The 14,127-nt window shown below is 49.8% G+C and carries 17 protein-coding genes; 10 read left to right on the top strand and 7 right to left on the bottom strand.

The genetic code is table 11. The features are described from left to right. Window positions 1–30: 30 nt before the first annotated feature. The 7 genes from ACZ45B_RS11580 to ACZ45B_RS11550 are packed head-to-tail and all read left to right on the top strand — an operon-like array spanning window position 31 to window position 3,993. Complete coding sequence (locus ACZ45B_RS11580) at window positions 31–378, top strand: NADH-quinone oxidoreductase subunit K (RefSeq protein WP_236612405.1); 348 nt, start codon at window positions 31–33, stop codon at window positions 376–378. After that, entirely contained in the window at window positions 378–1,811 is a 1,434-nt protein-coding gene (locus ACZ45B_RS11575) for a cation:proton antiporter (protein WP_024545157.1), read from the top strand. The genes ACZ45B_RS11580 and ACZ45B_RS11575 overlap by 1 nt, the downstream gene beginning before the upstream one ends. Beyond that, window positions 1,808–2,197 carry a hypothetical protein gene (locus ACZ45B_RS11570; RefSeq protein ID WP_024545156.1) on the top strand — a complete coding sequence of 130 codons (390 nt, stop codon included), beginning with the start codon at window positions 1,808–1,810 and terminating at the stop codon, window positions 2,195–2,197. Before ACZ45B_RS11575 ends, ACZ45B_RS11570 begins: the two co-directional genes overlap by 4 nt. Then, entirely contained in the window at window positions 2,194–2,457 is a 264-nt protein-coding gene (locus tag ACZ45B_RS11565; RefSeq protein ID WP_024545155.1) for a hypothetical protein, read from the top strand. The genes ACZ45B_RS11570 and ACZ45B_RS11565 overlap by 4 nt, the downstream gene beginning before the upstream one ends. Next, on the top strand, window positions 2,454–2,747 hold the full coding sequence (locus tag ACZ45B_RS11560) for a monovalent cation/H(+) antiporter subunit G (RefSeq protein WP_029681693.1): 294 nt from the start codon (window positions 2,454–2,456) through the stop codon (window positions 2,745–2,747). The genes ACZ45B_RS11565 and ACZ45B_RS11560 overlap by 4 nt, the downstream gene beginning before the upstream one ends. Continuing rightward, a complete protein-coding gene (locus tag ACZ45B_RS11555; RefSeq protein ID WP_024545153.1) occupies window positions 2,744–3,337 on the top strand; it encodes a DUF4040 domain-containing protein in 594 nt (197 codons plus the stop codon). The genes ACZ45B_RS11560 and ACZ45B_RS11555 overlap by 4 nt, the downstream gene beginning before the upstream one ends. After that, window positions 3,334–3,993: a Na(+)/H(+) antiporter subunit B gene (locus ACZ45B_RS11550; RefSeq protein WP_024545152.1), complete on the top strand. Its 660-nt coding sequence runs from the start codon at window positions 3,334–3,336 to the stop codon at window positions 3,991–3,993. Before ACZ45B_RS11555 ends, ACZ45B_RS11550 begins: the two co-directional genes overlap by 4 nt. Window positions 3,994–4,033: 40 nt before the next feature. Here ACZ45B_RS11550 and ACZ45B_RS11545 read toward each other — a convergent pair whose 3' ends face one another. The 5 genes from ACZ45B_RS11545 to ACZ45B_RS11525 form a co-directional block, all read right to left on the bottom strand. Continuing rightward, entirely contained in the window at window positions 4,034–5,503 is a 1,470-nt protein-coding gene (locus tag ACZ45B_RS11545; protein WP_024545151.1) for a TM0106 family RecB-like putative nuclease, read from the bottom strand. Window positions 5,504–5,576: 73 nt separating this feature from the next. After that, window positions 5,577–6,356 carry an MlaE family ABC transporter permease gene (locus tag ACZ45B_RS11540; protein ID WP_024545150.1) on the bottom strand — a complete coding sequence of 260 codons (780 nt, stop codon included), beginning with the start codon at window positions 6,354–6,356 and terminating at the stop codon, window positions 5,577–5,579. Between the two features lie 398 nt (window positions 6,357–6,754). Next, entirely contained in the window at window positions 6,755–7,447 is a 693-nt protein-coding gene (locus tag ACZ45B_RS11535) for an NUDIX hydrolase (RefSeq protein WP_024545149.1), read from the bottom strand. A gap of 49 nt (window positions 7,448–7,496) precedes the next feature. After that, window positions 7,497–8,837: a helix-hairpin-helix domain-containing protein gene (locus tag ACZ45B_RS11530; RefSeq protein ID WP_024545148.1), complete on the bottom strand. Its 1,341-nt coding sequence runs from the start codon at window positions 8,835–8,837 to the stop codon at window positions 7,497–7,499. Window positions 8,838–9,184: 347 nt separating this feature from the next. Beyond that, window positions 9,185–9,499 carry a hypothetical protein gene (locus ACZ45B_RS11525; RefSeq protein ID WP_024545147.1) on the bottom strand — a complete coding sequence of 105 codons (315 nt, stop codon included), beginning with the start codon at window positions 9,497–9,499 and terminating at the stop codon, window positions 9,185–9,187. Here ACZ45B_RS11525 and ACZ45B_RS11520 point away from each other — a divergent pair. Next, window positions 9,487–10,167 carry a pseudouridine synthase gene (locus ACZ45B_RS11520; RefSeq protein WP_024545146.1) on the top strand — a complete coding sequence of 227 codons (681 nt, stop codon included), beginning with the start codon at window positions 9,487–9,489 and terminating at the stop codon, window positions 10,165–10,167. The genes ACZ45B_RS11525 and ACZ45B_RS11520 overlap by 13 nt on opposite strands. A 57-nt stretch (window positions 10,168–10,224) precedes the next feature. On the opposite strand, the gene ACZ45B_RS11515 is transcribed toward ACZ45B_RS11520, so the two are convergent. Continuing rightward, window positions 10,225–10,425 (bottom strand): hypothetical protein, encoded by a 201-nt coding sequence (locus tag ACZ45B_RS11515; protein WP_024545145.1) that lies wholly within the window; start codon window positions 10,423–10,425, stop codon window positions 10,225–10,227. A 143-nt stretch (window positions 10,426–10,568) separates the two neighbouring features. Beyond that, complete coding sequence (gene raf1, locus ACZ45B_RS11510; protein WP_024545144.1) at window positions 10,569–11,648, bottom strand: RuBisCO accumulation factor 1; 1,080 nt, start codon at window positions 11,646–11,648, stop codon at window positions 10,569–10,571. Between the two features lie 110 nt (window positions 11,649–11,758). Here raf1 and ACZ45B_RS11505 point away from each other — a divergent pair, with 110 nt between their 5' ends. Then, window positions 11,759–12,589 (top strand): BMC domain-containing protein, encoded by an 831-nt coding sequence (locus tag ACZ45B_RS11505; protein WP_024545143.1) that lies wholly within the window; start codon window positions 11,759–11,761, stop codon window positions 12,587–12,589. Window positions 12,590–12,641: 52 nt separating this feature from the next. Next, a complete protein-coding gene (locus ACZ45B_RS11500) occupies window positions 12,642–14,126 on the top strand; it encodes an MBOAT family O-acyltransferase (RefSeq protein ID WP_464674873.1) in 1,485 nt (494 codons plus the stop codon). The last annotated feature ends 1 nt before the right edge of the window (window position 14,127 follow it).

Raw genomic sequence — 14,127 nt, 5'->3', positions numbered from 1 at the left:
TCTCCCGATGGTGATGGAGGGAGTAGCGCCATGTTTATTTTGGAAGCCTGTGTGTTTGCGGTCATTTTTATCGGGTTTTTCGGCATTATTTTTAAGCAAAACGTGATCATGAAGATCCTCGCCATGGACGTGATGAGTACTGGGGCGATCGCCTACTACATCGTGGTAGCGGCCCGGGGAGGTATTTTTGCGCCGATCCAGGGGGAAATAGTGGGGAGAGCCTACGCCGATCCCGTCCCCCAGGCAGTCATTTTGACCGGAATTGTCATTGGGTTTTCGATCCAAGCCTTGATGTTGGTGGGGGTAATGAAGCTCGCGCGGAATAATCCGACCCTGGAAGCAAAGGAAATTGAGAGGAGCAACACCCCATGGATGTAATTGCTTCTTTAACGATTATTTGGCTGATTTTGCCGTTTATGGTGGGATTTAGTATCTATCTATTGCCCCGCTGGAATCGGTATTTTGCAGTGGCGATCGCCGCCATGTCAGTCATCTACGGCTGTGGCCAGTTTTTTGGTTGGGCACCCTTTTCCTTGACCCTCACAGATAGCTTCGGGGTCACCTTAATGTTCGACCAGCTCACCAGCTATTTTATTTTGATGAATGGCCTGGTGACGGCGGCGGTGATTCTCTACTGTTTCGACAAACAAAAATCGCCTTTTTTCTACACCCAATTGGTAATTCTCCATGGGGTCGTTAATGCAGCCTTTTGTTGTGCCGATTTGATCAGCTTGTATGTTGCCCTTGAAACCCTTGGTGTTGCGGCGTTTTTGTTGATTACCTATCCCCGTAGCGATCGCTCCCTTTGGGTCGGGTTGCGTTACCTCTTCGTCAGTAACACGGCGATGCTGTTCTATCTCATTGGCACAGCCTTGGTTTACCAGGCAAACCATTCCTTTGCTTTCTCTGGTTTGGCCACGGCTCCTAGGGAGGCGATCGCCTTAATCTTTCTCGGTCTACTCACCAAAGGTGGCATTTTTATCTCTGGCCTGTGGTTACCCCTCACCCACGGTGAATCAGAAACCCCGATTTCTGCCCTATTCTCAGGGGTGGTCGTGAAAGCAGGGGTGTTTCCTTTGGTGCGCTGTGCCCTCCTTGTCCCGGAATTAGAACCCTTGGTGCGGCTATTTGGGGTGGGGACAGTCCTGCTGGGAGTCATCTATGCCATCTTTGAGCAGGACACCAAACGACTATTGGCCTTTAGCTCGATCTCCCAGTTGGGTTTTGTGCTGGCGGCCCCGGCGGTGGGTGGGTTCTATGCCCTGACCCATGGCCTGGTAAAAGCCAGTCTATTTTTAACGGCGGGCCAACTGCCCAGCCGTAATTTTCGAGAATTGTGTAGTCAATCAATGCCCCGGGTCTTTTGGTGGGTGCTAGTACTAGCCTGTGCCTCCATGTCTGGGTTACCGTTCCTAGCGGGCTACAGCTCAAAAATTCTCACGATGCAAAATTTATTGCCCTGGCAGGTGTGGGTGCTCAACATTGCTGCGGTGGGGACGGCGATCGCCTTCGCAAAATTTATTTTTCTTCCCTGCCAGGCCCAACCAGACCTCCAGCTCAAACCGAATCTCTATTGGGCAATTGGTGTGCTCCTAGGGAGCTTATTCGTGGCCAATAGTTTCTATCTCGAAGCTTACCAGCCCAGTAATCTCCTGAAGGCTCTGGTGACCACTGGGGCTGGCTGGTTGGCCTACGGCCTGATTTTCCGGGGGCTCACGGTGAAACTACCCCGGATGTTCGAAGAATTTGAGCACTTGATCGGGGTCATGAGCTTGGTTTTGACAGGATTATTCTGGATGGTATTGGTATGATTGCAGTTTTAGATTTGTTCTTAAAACTTACCATTTGGTTTCTGCTGACGGCGGATCTGAGCCTGGTCAATATTTTGCTGGGCTTGGCGATCGCCTTAATTCTTCCTGGCAAATATTCTGTCGCCTCCCAACTGAAGGACTGGCTACGGGTCCTGGGAGAAGTACTGCTGGCGATTCCCCAGGCCTACGTCGAAGCGGTAGAAATGATGCTCTGGCCCCACCGTTATGAAGAGGTCACTATGGAGCAAGTGAAGCCCAACCGCACACCAGGGCTGATTTTCCTTGATATTTTTTTGATTACGTTTACCCCAAAAACCATTGTGCTCCAGTACCACGAGAACGGCTGGTATGAAGTCCACCGTGTTGTCCGGAGGAAAAAGCCATGACCTGGATTTTTAACATGATGCTTGGGGCGATGGTGGGAGCGCTTTTGATTCCCATTTACGAAGCCTGGCAGGACGAAGATATTTGGCAAAAAATGCTGGCCTTCGCCAGTATTGCCAGCAAAACATCGGTGATGATTTTGCTCGTTTCTGTCTTGCGCAATGACTGGATGATCGGCGTCGTGGGGGTGATGATCCTCTGTGTCGGTAATGCGGCATTGATGCTGTTAGCCCATGTTCTACGGAGGTTAAACCAGCGATGAATATTTGGCACCTGGCCACAGAAATTATCAGCGATCTGTTAATTATTGGCGGCATTGTCTTCTGGTTTTGGGGCACTTGGCCCCTGTTGGGCGATCGCTCGGTTTTATTTAAACTCCACAGTCTCACGGTGTCCGACACCCTTGGCTCCATGGCGATCATTATGGGGTTACTGTTCAAAATTCCCCAGGAGTGGCCCCTGTTGATCTTGGCACTGCTGGCCCTGGCCCTGTGGAATACGATGCTCGGTTATGTCTTGGCCTATTGTTCAGTGCGGAGGGATGTAGAGTGATTGAATTTACTTGGTCGGATGATTGGTATATCGTCGCTGCTGTGCTGCTGTTGCCCCTGATGGCTGGTTCTTTGGTGGCCCAAAAGAACCCCTACTATGCCCTGGTGGTGCGGGGGATTTTGGGGGCGATCGCCGCCTTGGTTTATGCCCTGTTGGGGGCAGCGGATGTGGCCCTCACGGAGGCATTGGTGGGGACGATGTTATCGATTACTCTCTATGCGATCGCCGTGCGGTCTTCCTTGGTCATGCGTTTGGGGATCACCGAAGGGCACCTCGACGCCCTACGCCAGACCCCAGAAATTTTCATGTATTTCACAGACATCTTACAGCGATATCACCTGCGCCTGGAGGAACAGCCCTATCCCGATGCAGCCGAGCTCCAGACTGCCTTGATTCAGCGGGATGTCCACACAATCATTTATCCCCAGCCCCACCAGGATGGTCACTATGTGGTGGTGACTCGCATCGAACGGCTCTATGAACTGTTTAAAGGCGATCGCCTCCCAGAAAATATCGAATTGATGTACCAAGCTCAACCCCAGGAAACATCTGTATCCGTGGCCCAACCTTTCCCCCAGAACTCACCATGAAATGGATTTACCTTGCTGTTAGCGTTGCCCTCTATTTAAAAATGCTGGTTTTGCCAAATTTTGTGGAAACCATTGAACCACTGTTAGTAGATACCGTGGTCGCCGAAACCGGGGTTCCCAACGCTGTCTCGGGCATCATCCTCCGGAATCGCCTCTATGACACTTGTTTTGAGGTGATTGTTTTCACCCTTTCGATCATGGGGGTAAAATTTCTCCTCGCCGATGAACAACCCAGTCCTACGGTTCATCAATTTACCGATGCGCCTTCCATTGTCCTGGCCCGCCTGGGGGCAACCATTACCGCCCTCGTCGGCATTGAACTGGCGATCCGGGGTCACCTCAGTCCTGGGGGCGGCTTTGCGGCGGGAGTTGCTGGAGGAACGGCGATCGGGCTGGTGGCAATCACCTCTTCCTCTGTGTGGATGGAGGGGATTTATAAGCGCTGGCGAGCAGCTTCCATCGAGAAAATTTCAGTTTTAGTATTTCTGATTTGTGCCATTTTTTCTTTGGTCGGCTTGGAGTTACCCCAGGGGGAGTTAGGAAATTTAGTCAGCGGCGGTTGGATTGCGCCGTTGAATATCATTGTGGCGGCCAAGGTTGCCCTGGGTTCCTGGGCCGTGATCTTGATGTTTATTCGCTACCGGGGATTGCTGTAGACCCCAAATATAGGCCGAGTTAGCTAAAGATCACTAAAAATTAGCGCAACACGATGGTTTTCTCTGGGGTCCTGATAAATTCAGTAACCCATTGCTTGAGGTGATGGGTGGCCCGGCAGTCGTCTTCGTTGTAGCGGACGATCGCCTCCAGTAGTTGGCGATCGCCTGTTTCTAACCATTCGTCATACCAACAGACCGTCTGGTCGCCACTCACCCCTTCCTCCCGCCATTGGTAGCCGAGGCAATTGGCCAAGGATTTTAAAGAATAGCTTTCTACCGGAAAGACTAAATATTTCGTCACCCACTGGTGGATGTCCATGAGGCGGCCGGCGATCGCCTGGAGTTGGGCCGGGGGCGTGCTGTATTTTTTTCCTAAGCGATTGAGGGTGTCCCGTTCATAGGGGGAAAAGTGAAAGATTGGGGCATTGGGAAACTGACTCACAAAATCCACAAAATCTTGCCAAATTTTGCCTTCTTCCTCCAGGGTTTCGGCCACAAAACCATAGAATTTTTCCATTTTGTTTTGGCGATCGACCAGATAAACCCCCAGGAGATAATCTACATTTCGGTCGGGCTCCGCTTCGATATCGAAAAAAAGTTCAATGTCTCCCTGGGGAATCGGCTGCACTTTATTGGGACGATTGACCCGCCAGAGCACTTGCTGATGAACGATCGCCCGGGCCTGCTGTTGCAGTTGGATGGCGATATCCGCCCCTAGATGTTGACCCAGGTGCTTAGGAGAAGTGTTGGCCAAAGATTCGAGGGTATCAACCCCCATGCCCTGGAGCGATTCATAACGGTTTGGGGTTACCCCAGGGACAAGGGAGAGGTGGTTATTTGTCTGGGCGATCGTGTAGCAATGGTTGTGCCAAGCACAGAGATGACACCGTTGGCGAGAAATAAAAACCTCCGGCTCAATTTCTGGCAGGAGCAAGTTAATACAATCGCGGATGGTTTCCTGGAGCTTATCTGTCCAAAGCACCATATCAACGCGGTGCGGATGGCGAGCCCGGAGAATCAGTTGGGTTAAACGGGGCGATCGCCCTTGAATTTGTTCCAGTAAAAATGAGTGAAACATCGCGACCAACTTATATTCTGGCTTTGGTTTTTGGCCCAATTTGACATTAATTGGTCGATAGTGCCAGGGGCCCCAGCAAGATTCCCCTGCTTGCCGAAGCAACACCGTCGGTTTTCCGACCAAGGTGAGATGTTGAATCGCAGTCCCCGGCCATTGGTCGACATGATGAAGTAACACCCCCCGATAAATACATTCCACCCCGGCGGCCATCAGTGCCTCTGTTTCCATCGCCCGGCCTTCCCAATCAGCAGCCTCAGGTTCGTAGTAGGGGCGTTTGCCTAAATATTCTCTAATTTGCCGCTGGTTTTCCTTACGCAGTTTTTGTAAAAAATCTTTCTCGGATGTCTGCTCTTGGCGATCGCCGTAGAGGTCTAAAAAAGCCCGGCGTTCACACCGCTTAAAATTCAACAACAGATCATCACTCAGTAACATGTAGCCATTTAAAAAATAAAAGAACTTCCTTGGAAAATAACATATCCCCCTTCCTCTGTGGCTTTGGGAGAACCTAGCCCAGAAAAGATTGATGGAAAAGCAGCAGTGAAAGAAAAAAGTCCAACATAAAAATTCCCACCCAACTGGTGACAACCGCCGAAGTCGTTGATTGTCCCACCTGACGTGTATCACCCACTGTCGTTAGCCCCCAACTGCAACTGACAATCCCAATCCAAAGGCCGAAAATAACGCCCTTAATCCCTACATTAACCAGATCTTGGGGGGTTAAAAAATTCTGCACCGACAGTAAAAAACGCCCGGGGGCTAGACCATAAAATTGATAGGCGGCTCCCATACCACCGAGCACGCCCACCACGAGGGCAAATACCGTTAACACTGGCACCATTACACAGCAGGCCACCACCCTAGGTAACACCAAAAAATCGATGGGATTTGACCGGAGCATGTAGAGAGCATCAATTTGCTCACTAATTTTCATAGCCCCCAGTTCTGCAGCAAAGGCCGACCCCACCTGGCCCGACAGAATACTGGCGGTCAAGATAGGCGCCAACTCGCGACAAAAGGCGATCGCAAAAGCACCACCCACCAGATGCTCTGCACCAAAAAAAGCCAGTTCCCGGGCGGTCTGGATCGTAAAAATCATCCCCGCAAAAAAAGCCACCAAAAGAACAGGCCTCAAAGATCTTGGCCCTACGATGAGCATCTGGTCTGTTGCTTGATCTCGCTGGAGCTTGCCTCGCCACAGTCGCCAAAGCACTTGGCCGAGCAAGAGACTTGCTTGATAGAGCCGATAGCCAAGATGCATTTCCTGTTGGGTCTCGGTGGGTTTCATTGATTTATCTTAAGGTGAAATCATCCTGAGACTCACTTTGCAGCTAGAGCGTGGGACTGATCGCCCCCCGAACTTCCCATCAGTTCAATTCTCCTAACTTTGACTGTATCAGTACAGCATGCCTTTCTTGGCGGGAACCTGATTTATGGGAGTATCCTACCTTTGAGTTTGACATTAGTAGATGTGATCTATCCAAAGAAACAAGGTTAATCAGAGATATTACCTGCGGCATCATCTCACTTTTGGTGGTTTCTCACTAATCTCACCGTTTGAGGGATAGTCACAAACATTTAGAGACCAGACGCTGGACCGCCACACCTCATATTCCTACTCTCACCTTTCCGGTAAAGCACAGGGCTTGCTCTCTGTGAGCTCAAGGGTAGAGCTCGATCATAACCCTAAAGCTCAAAATCAAAGCCTGCTTCTTTGAGCTGTTGATATTTCACTGTATCAAACGAATACAAACGGGCAGCTCGGTGTGCAACCCCTGTTTGTAGTTCATCGAGACGAATCAAGATATCCATCTTCAAGATTTTGCGGCGGAAATTACGCTTATCCAGTTGAATCCCCAAAATCTGCTCATAGAGCTTTTGTAGTTGGGTCAGGGTAAATTTTTGGGGCAACAGTTCAAAACCAATCGGTTCATAGCGGAGCTTGCCCTGGAGGCGTTGGATCGCCACTTGGGTGATTTCTTGGTGGTCAAAGGCCATTTGGGGAAGATCATCCAAGGGGAACCAAGCTACATCTGCTGCGTCTGTATCCGCATGGATGGGATGATCTTCTAGGTTAATCAAGGCATAGTAGGCAACGGTAATGACACGGTCACGGGGATCTCGTTGGGGTGCCCCGAAGGTATAGAGCTGCTCTAGAAAAATATTTTCAATGCCAGTTTCTTCCTTCAGCTCGCGCTTTGCCGCTTCTTCTAGGGACTCTTCAAGGCGGACAAAGCCCCCAGGGAGAGCCCATTCTCCTTTAAAAGGGGCAATACCCCGCTTGACTAACATAATTTTGAGGGTATGTTCGGGATTAAGACCAAAAACAACACAATCAACGGTGACGCTGGGTTTTGGATAGTCGTAGGTATAAGCCATAGGATTTATTATTGGAGAAGTAATTTTTAAGTAAGTAATAAAGTCAGGATTAACTGGCTTGGGCGTGGGGGATCAGGTTTTCGCGGTAGGCATGAAAATCCCCCTGACGGAGGGCCAATAAAGCTTGGTGATCGTCCTCAACCCAATAGTCTTGCCCGAGGCGGATAAAGGAGCGCTCATTCCCCTGACCCACAATGACAATGACCGGGATTCGTCCCTGTTTCTTTTCCCCAGCTTGTCGCAGGAGAATTTCTTTTAGACGCTGTTGGGTTTGAGTTTGGTTCAACTGGGCCAGGGATAAACGCACCATCAACATCCGCACTTCCTCAATGGGTTCGAGGTGATCCACAATCAGTTGGGTACGGTCTTCTTTTTGTTGAACTTTCCCCCAAACAATAACGCGACTATCCACATTTAATAACTGTTCAATGTTGGGATAAGTCCGGGGAAAGACAATGCCCTCCACTTGACCAGAAATATCCTCTAGCTGAATAAAGGCCATGGGTTCATTGTTGGCCTTTGTAAAAATCTTGCGGATATCGGTAAGGATCGCCACAGCGCTAACTTTTTTGTTCACATGGTCGGCGATCGCCATTAAACTCGTGGGGGATAAAACTGGCGCAACAGTTGTCCGTAATTTTTCTAGGGGATGCTCAGAAACATAAAACCCAAGCAATTCTTTTTCTTGGCGGAGTTTTTCTTCCAAGGTCAAATCAGCCACCTTGGGTAAGACTGGCGCTTCATCAAAACTAGCTACACCTTCATCCCCAAAGCTATCAAATAGGTTGGTTTGGCCACTGGCTTTTTCTTTAGCTTTTGTTTGAGCCCAATCAATCATCAAATCAAGCCCTTTAAGCATTGCTTGGCGATTGTCATGGAGGGAGTCTAAACCGCCGCAGGTAATCAACGTTTCCAAGGCCCGCCGGTTTACCACCCGTAAGTCCAGCCGTGAACAGAGATCGGCCAAGCTCCCAAAAGGCCCCTCTTGACGCGCTGCCAAAATTGCTCCGATCGCATTTTCGCCAAGGTTTTGGACTGCCGAGAGACCAAATCGAATCGCTTCACCCACTGGTCGAAAATCTAAATCTGATTCATTGATATCCGGTGGCAAAACCTGGATTCCCATCCGCTCCGCGTTCTCACGGTACTTGCGGATCTTGTCTTTGTTACCACTACTGGCACTCAATAGTGCCGTCATGTACTCAACAGGATAGTTCGCCTTTAGGTAAGCCGTCTGATACGTCACATAGGCATAGGCGGTTGAGTGGGATTTATTAAAACAATTAGAGGCAATTAGACCCTGACCCAGAAGAAAATTGTGGTCTTTACCCAACCCAATGTCATAGGTCGCTGCCTCGCCAATCAAATTGCGGCGAATGATTTTAACCAAAATCGTTAGAACCTTAGGTCGATATCAACCCTATTCTATATAAGAAAAGTCATATTTTTCATCTTCTTGTTTCTGGTACCCAATCACATTGACTAGGTTTTTAGCTTCTTTTTACCCTAGTTCGATCAAGGGACTTCCGCCTTTTTGCGGAAAAATTCAAAATAGCAACACAATTACTTTATTTTTCGAGTTGCACATGACCTTGGGGTAATAAAATATTCCCCATTTCGCTGCTTTTGCCCTGAATTTTAAAAGTTTTTGTGATTCTTACATCTGAAAACTTCTTCTAATCTTTAAAAAAGGGTGACTCTTTTTATCTGGAAATTTTGTGGTTCCGAGACTTAGTTTTACCAAGGCGAGGGAGTAAGGGTCTGTAATGATTCTTTTTGCGGAGCAATTCGGGGTGAGACAAATTTTCGCCAGCCCCATTTGACCAATCGCTCAATGACAACCAAGGCGATCAAAGCTAAAAACACGAAAGGAAAAACCAAGATCAGCCCCAATAGGGGGCTTTCACCTGCTTTGGTTGTGGCAGGGGACGTTTGGGGAGCAGACTCTGTTTTAGACTTCGTTGTTGTGTTGAGGGAAGTTTTTTCTGGTGTATGGGTGATGACTTCAGGCATGATATTGGTAGTCATTTTTTCTTCTAATGCGGCACTCATACGTTTTGCTCCACAAACCTTATAACGTCCTTTGTCAGTTTACTGATAATAGCCTCCAAGGGGGACAGCGGCAAACTTTAAAGGATTTTGTGCCCATCCCGAATGTGTATTCTGTGGGTCGCTTGGACCGCGATAGTGAAGGATTATTGCTCCTGACTGATGATGCTCCGCTCAAGCACTATCTCTGTGAGCCGAAGTTTGCTCACCCCCGCACCTATTGGGTTCAGGTTGAGAATATTCCAGATGCCCAGGCGATCGCCCGACTCCAGTCAGGGGTCTTAATCCAAGGGCAAAAAACGAGGCCAGCGATCGCCCGCCTATTAACCCAAGCACCAGCGGTTTTCCCGCGGCATCCGCCCATCCGTGAACGCCAAAATATTCCCACAGCTTGGTTGGCGTTAACCCTGACGGAGGGGAAAAATCGTCAGGTGCGGCGCATGACGGCAGCGGTGGGTTATCCGACCTTGCGTTTGATCCGGGTGGGAATCGGTGCAGGCGCAGCCCAATTAACCCTGGATGGCTTAGCGCCAGGGGAATGGCGTTATCTGACAGCGGCAGAAATTCACGCGCTGCATTGTTTACTCCCAGACAGAGGTCCTAGGGATTCAACGGGGCGCCGTCAGGGCAAAAAAATAGCTAGTCGCAGACCGAGGGGAAAGTCCTGGTGACTAGCTGGGTTGATCCCATGAAAAACTAAAAATTCTTAAATATCTAAGCGACTTATCCTAGTAGGCCAGGGTTTCGAGGGTTTCCTTGAGGTAAGTGGTCACCTGCTGATCGACACTGAGATGCTCGAGGGCGAGGATTTCACCGTGGTTTGCATACCAACGCTTAAACCCAGAACTACGGGCGATCGCCTGCTTCAGGCTATCCCAGATGGCGTGGTCAGGGGATGCTTCAGGATGGGCAGTGGTCGAGTTTGGCATTTTTCACCTCAGGAATAACGCGCTTATACGTTTTACTTTAACGCAATCGCCTCGAAAAGTAATGCTACATAGTACACAGTTGGGGATAATTTTTCTGGGAAAAATTATGGGAATTTTATTCCTCAAAATGGCGACTCTAAGTTTTAATCATCCATTTGCCAAGGTTCTTTAAGGTTGTTTTCGTCAAAAATTTTCTTGGGTCGCATCACTAACAGCACCTGGCCGAGAATTTTGGCGATCGGCGCTTCAGCAAACCAGCCGATTTCCACTTGGCCATCGGCATCAACGGCAAAATAGCTGTTGTCATTCCAGGTAGTTTGATGGCGATCGAGCAGAAGTAAAACCGGTTCAGGTCTGCCGGGAATGGGTTGGGGTAATTGGTCGGTTTGATGAAAAATCACCACCGGATCAACGGCCGTGAGGACATTCTGCCAACTGGGGAGGGGGACGAGGGTGGTTTCTGTGGTTACTGTCACCAAATTAAAGGGAGGTTCCTGCTGGAGGGGGGCGACGGCTAAAAGGTGATCGCTGCCCAGGGGCAAGGTTCCCCCTACGGGAATCAACAAGGGCACAGCAGTATCTTCGTCGTAGCGATAGAGCGGCAATAGGGGCGCCGCTTTGGTCGGACTGGCCGCCAAATCGCTGAGGAGTTGCTCAATTTTTTGGCGAGCCGTGGCGGAATGGGCAAACTTTAAGCCCTTCGCAATCAAACGGGTGCGACTTTGTAGATCTTTTTTCTGTTTCGCCGATCGCCAAGCTTGGTAAGCCACCGCATCCCCCGGATGCTCGGTAAAACCATCGGGGATCTGGGGCAGGCGGGCAAATTCTTGCATCGCCTTAGCCAATTCTTTGGCCCCGTCAAATTCTAGACCTTTGTCTTGGCAAACCTGGGCGGCGATCGCCCGTTGACCATGACTCAAAACCCGTAATTCATAGAGCACATCCGAGCGGGGACCACGACAATAGGCCAGTAAATCTGGAGCAACACCGCTTTTTTCGATACTTTGGTACACCTGGGCGGCAACGATAATCATGTTTTGTTGAGCCGTCTGAAATCCCGTCTGCTCAAAAATTTCCTGGGCGCTGCGGCCTGCCTGCTGGAGCCGTTGACAACCGATGCCCCACTCGACCCAGGTTCCTTCTTTGTGGAGTAAGGACCGAAATAAAGCGTCTGTTTCCTCGCTAGAGAGCTGGAGATCTGTAGGTTGCGGTTGTCCGATCATAAACCCGAATAAAAAATGGAATAACGTAAAATGATAAGTAAAGCAGTGTTTGCCCGATAAACTTAATCATAAAGCTAGACTGTTCCAAACCGATCCCTCCCCCAGACCCTATGAATTTTCCTGCCCGTCGGCAACCCCTCCGCCAACCTTCCGGTCGTGTGCATCCGTTCCAAGATACTGCCCTGGGTCTTGTTTCGACTAAGAGTTTTCCGGCGATTGTGGGCACGGCAGATATGATGCTCAAATCGGCGGCAGTGACCCTGGTTGGCTATGAAAAAACTGGGGGAGGCTACTGTACAGCAGTAGTGCGTGGCAAAACGGCCGATGTACGCCTCGCCGTCGAAGAAGGAGCCCGTACTGCTGCTCAGTTTGATCAATATGTTTCTAAGCTTGTGATTCCTCGACCTTTGCCAAATCTCGAGGCCATTTTTCCCATCGGTAGCCATTTGGCAGAAATCGCCCAACAGCAGCAGGGTTACAGTCGCCTCAGTAATCGTTCGATCGGTCTACTCGAAACCCGGGGTTTTCCGGCCATGGTAGGGGCCGCCGATGCGATGTTGAAATCGGCGGATGTACAACTAGCTTCCTATGAAACCATTGGTGATGGCCTCTGTACGGCAATTATTCGGGGCACTGTTTCTAATGTGGCGATGGCGATCGATGCGGGAATGCATGAAGCGGAACGGATTGGGGAACTCCATGCGGTAATGATTATCCCCAGACTCTTAGAAGACCTTGAACATACCCTTCCGGTGGCGGAATACTGGCTTGATAAGGCGACGCCAATGCCGGATCTCGTGAAAGAAAAAGTACCCCAACGGATTGCCCTACCGGAGCTGGAGCCCGTATCAATTCCCCTGGTGCTTGAGGCGGAACCAGACTTAGAAAAGGCGGTCGAAGTGGAGATTGTAGAACCCTTCGATCCGGGCCAGGGGTATTGATTCTAAAGTAGGGCTACTATGGTGACCTTGATGTTTTAGGGATGTAATCTCAATGACACTGGTCTCCTTTGCTTATGGCTGTTTTCTCCTGGTCACAATGGTGGGCTATTGGGGCTTGGGAGGTGTCGGGTCTAGGTGGAAGCAGGGGCTGCTCTTGCTGGCAAGTGTGGCTTTTTATGGGCTGCTCCAGCCCCAGTTTTTACTTTTGTTGGCGGGGTTGACGGTTTTTAATTTTTTCTGGGCCCGGGCGATCGCCCCCCGAGGACAACAGCAGAGTCTCCGGGCTGCTTTTTGGATTTGGCAGCGATTTCCGAATTATGGGCTAGGCTTGGGGATTTTTTTGAACCTCGCTGTGTTGTTTGGTTTTAAATACATTTCCTTCACCTTGAGCAATCTAACTTGGGCTTGGCCAGGGCTAGCACAGTGGGCGATCGCCACAGGAGATAACCTCCTCGCCCCAGTGGGGATTTCGTTTTTTGTTTTTGAAAATATCGCCTATCTGGTGGATGTTTACCGAGGTGCACCAGCCACCGTTTCTCTGCTGGAATTTAGCAGTTATAAATTCTTTTTTCCCAAGCTATTGTCAGGGCCAATCACCCGTTTCCATTACTTCACGGGGCAAAAGCGCGGTAGTTCAGGTCTACTTTTAGACGAAGGGATTGAAGGACTATGGCTCATTGCCAGTGGTGCAGTGAAAAAAGTCCTCATTGCCGACAATCTCGGTATTTTCGTCGAGCTCTGCGCCAATAACCTAGAACGGGCTGGCAGTGGCGACCTATGGCTGTTCATTCTGGCCTATGGCCTTCAGCTTTATTTTGATTTTAGTGGCTATGTAGATTTAGCCTTGGGGAGCGCAAAACTATTGGGATTTACATTACCCGATAACTTCGATTTTCCTTACTTTTCGACAAGTTTGGCTGACTTTTGGCGGCGGTGGCACATCAGCCTAGGGGATTGGCTCCGTAACTATCTATACTTTCCCCTGGGAGGTTCACGTCAGGGACTGGGACGTACCTGTATTAATCTCTTTGTGGTGATGTTTTTGGCGGGGCTCTGGCATGGTGCGGCGTGGGGTTATGTGTTTTGGGGTTGTCTCCATGGCCTTGGCCTCGGGATTCATCGGGTTAATGAACAGCTTGCACGGCGGTGGCGGTGGTTACAGAGACTTTGGGCTTCCCTACCAGGGACGATAGGGGCTTGGGTCGTGACCCAGGCTTTTGTTTTTTTGACTTGGGTTCCCTTTCGTTTTCCCAGTGGCTCCCAAGGGCGATTCCTGTTCCAGCACCTCTGGCAACACCAAGGAGATGCACAATTTACCGAAAAAATTTACCTTCAAGGTCTGCAACTAGAGCGGAGCAATTTTTTAATGCTCTTGGGGTTATTGTTGCTAGGGATGAGCTGTGCTTACCTGGTGCAGCGCCAGTGGCAACTGCAACTGAACTGGGTCATGAAGGTCGTCTTGGTCCCCTTGTGTTTGTACGGGGTTTGGTTATTGGCCCCGGAGGGAAATATTCCCTACATTTATTTTGATTTTTAGG

This window comes from Picosynechococcus sp. NKBG15041c (assembly GCF_055380235.1).
The sequence above is the reverse complement of the archived record's forward strand: the minus strand, read 5'-3'. Positions and strand labels throughout refer to the sequence as shown.

Excerpts from the sequence above, each read along its gene's own strand:
- ACZ45B_RS11580 (WP_236612405.1), top strand. The coding sequence starts at position 31 with ATGTTTATTTTGGAAGCCTGTGTGTTTGCGGTCATTTTTATCGGGTTT.
- ACZ45B_RS11570 (WP_024545156.1), top strand. The coding sequence starts at position 1,808 with ATGATTGCAGTTTTAGATTTGTTCTTAAAACTTACCATTTGGTTTCTG.
- ACZ45B_RS11565 (WP_024545155.1), top strand. The coding sequence starts at position 2,194 with ATGACCTGGATTTTTAACATGATGCTTGGGGCGATGGTGGGAGCGCTT.
- ACZ45B_RS11560 (WP_029681693.1), top strand. The coding sequence starts at position 2,454 with ATGAATATTTGGCACCTGGCCACAGAAATTATCAGCGATCTGTTAATT.
- ACZ45B_RS11550 (WP_024545152.1), top strand. The coding sequence starts at position 3,334 with ATGAAATGGATTTACCTTGCTGTTAGCGTTGCCCTCTATTTAAAAATG.
- ACZ45B_RS11545 (WP_024545151.1), bottom strand. The coding sequence starts at position 5,503 with ATGTTACTGAGTGATGATCTGTTGTTGAATTTTAAGCGGTGTGAACGC.
- ACZ45B_RS11540 (WP_024545150.1), bottom strand. The coding sequence starts at position 6,356 with ATGAAACCCACCGAGACCCAACAGGAAATGCATCTTGGCTATCGGCTC.
- ACZ45B_RS11535 (WP_024545149.1), bottom strand. The coding sequence starts at position 7,447 with ATGGCTTATACCTACGACTATCCAAAACCCAGCGTCACCGTTGATTGT.
- ACZ45B_RS11520 (WP_024545146.1), top strand. The coding sequence starts at position 9,487 with ATGCGGCACTCATACGTTTTGCTCCACAAACCTTATAACGTCCTTTGT.
- ACZ45B_RS11525 (WP_024545147.1), bottom strand. The coding sequence starts at position 9,499 with ATGAGTGCCGCATTAGAAGAAAAAATGACTACCAATATCATGCCTGAA.
- ACZ45B_RS11515 (WP_024545145.1), bottom strand. The coding sequence starts at position 10,425 with ATGCCAAACTCGACCACTGCCCATCCTGAAGCATCCCCTGACCACGCC.
- raf1 (WP_024545144.1), bottom strand. The coding sequence starts at position 11,648 with ATGATCGGACAACCGCAACCTACAGATCTCCAGCTCTCTAGCGAGGAA.
- ACZ45B_RS11505 (WP_024545143.1), top strand. The coding sequence starts at position 11,759 with ATGAATTTTCCTGCCCGTCGGCAACCCCTCCGCCAACCTTCCGGTCGT.
- ACZ45B_RS11500 (WP_464674873.1), top strand. The coding sequence starts at position 12,642 with ATGACACTGGTCTCCTTTGCTTATGGCTGTTTTCTCCTGGTCACAATG.